This window comes from Candidatus Termitispirillum reticulitermitis (genome assembly GCF_054655775.1).
This window is the reverse complement of the sequence record NZ_BAAIHG010000149.1, coordinates 1-1,250: the sequence shown is the minus strand read 5'-3', so window position 1 is coordinate 1,250 and position 1,250 is coordinate 1. Positions and strand designations below refer to the sequence as shown.

Sequence of the window (1,250 nt, the reverse complement as noted above, 5' to 3'; positions counted from 1 at the left end):
AACCCACGTCTTGCCAACCTGCCTAGCTCCCTTTATAATTAGAGGCTGCCTAGAGGTCTTTAACTTCCAGCTATTCAGCTCCTCAAGCACCTTTCTGCGCATTTTAGCCTACCTTTTGATATTTTATAGGGCTATTTTATGTCATAAATTACATTTTTTCAAGCTAATTTATGCATAAATTAACATTTTTTAGACCTTAAGCGTGCCAATGCTGTCTTGTTCCCGCTCCTTTATGGCTATTTTATGCATAAACGGACATTTTTTAGTTATTCAGCCAGTATATTGACTTTAATGCAAATATTTTAGTATATTAGGTATAAATATTGTTGTTAAAAGGGGAACTCTTATGAAAAGGTTATTTTTAATGGCTTTAGGTTTGTCTATGGTGCTTGCGACTGTGGCACTGGCGCAAACGATTACGCCACGAGGAGATGTGTTGAGTGATGATAGCATAGGCGGACAAGCACAAGATGTGTCTCCTCAGTCACCTGCTAATACCCATAGCGTCACGATATACGGAGGGCTTGCCTATTCTCTAGGTAAAGATAGGGAAAGGGTCTCGCTTGACGGGGAAAACAAGGATGATAACTCACAAAGTGGCTTTACGTTTGATATAGCTGGCGAGTTTTACTTTTCAAAGTATGTTGGCATTGCGCTTGGCTATCAGCATGTGAAAGATACTTATGAGTATGAATATAATAATGCAAATAGCGACTGGGAGTTCGGCGTATCTTCACTATATGCTATGGTATTGCTCCGCACGAGTATGCTGAAAACTGAAGGGAGTGGCGTCCCCTATTTCCTCTATGTTGGCGTTGGTAGGGCAAGCACAGATGTTAAAATAACAAACGATGTTGATTGGGTTAGCCTTCCTGACACGCACATAACAAGAAAGGAAAGTGTCGGCGGTGTTATTGCAGACATAGGAGTGGTAATATTGCCAACCGAGCACCTGTCGTTGCAAGCCAAGATGCGCTATTTAGATGCAACAGTAGATAAAATATATGGTGAGTCTAGGCAAATGGCTGGCATATCGGTGATAGGAGGACTGGGGTATTCGTTCTAATATCCTACTGGTCTGCTGACTTATATATTCTGGAGCTATCTATCCCGCTGTATAGCTCGCTAAAGAAGCTACGCTTGTCCTGTGCATAGCGGTTAGAGAAGTGCGTAAAGCGCATAAACTGACTAGCGGAGCGAGTGGCAATTTCTTTCGCTCTGCTAGTCGTTAGGTGTTGTTTATCTTGGGC

The 1,250-nt window shown here is 42.2% G+C and carries 1 protein-coding gene and 1 pseudogene; one reads left to right on the top strand and one right to left on the bottom strand.

Translation table 11 applies throughout. The features are described 5' to 3' along the window. The first annotated feature begins 346 nt into the window (after positions 1 to 346). The gene (locus tag AC1MDJ_RS07910; RefSeq protein ID WP_479690376.1) at positions 347 to 1,066 is read left to right on the top strand and encodes an outer membrane beta-barrel protein; all 720 of its coding nucleotides are present in this window, start codon (positions 347 to 349) and stop codon (positions 1,064 to 1,066) included. A gap of 4 nt (positions 1,067 to 1,070) precedes the next feature. Here the strand turns inward: AC1MDJ_RS07910 and AC1MDJ_RS07905 are convergent. Beyond that, a pseudogene (locus AC1MDJ_RS07905) lies at positions 1,071 to 1,250 on the bottom strand (MBL fold metallo-hydrolase); the annotation flags it as partial.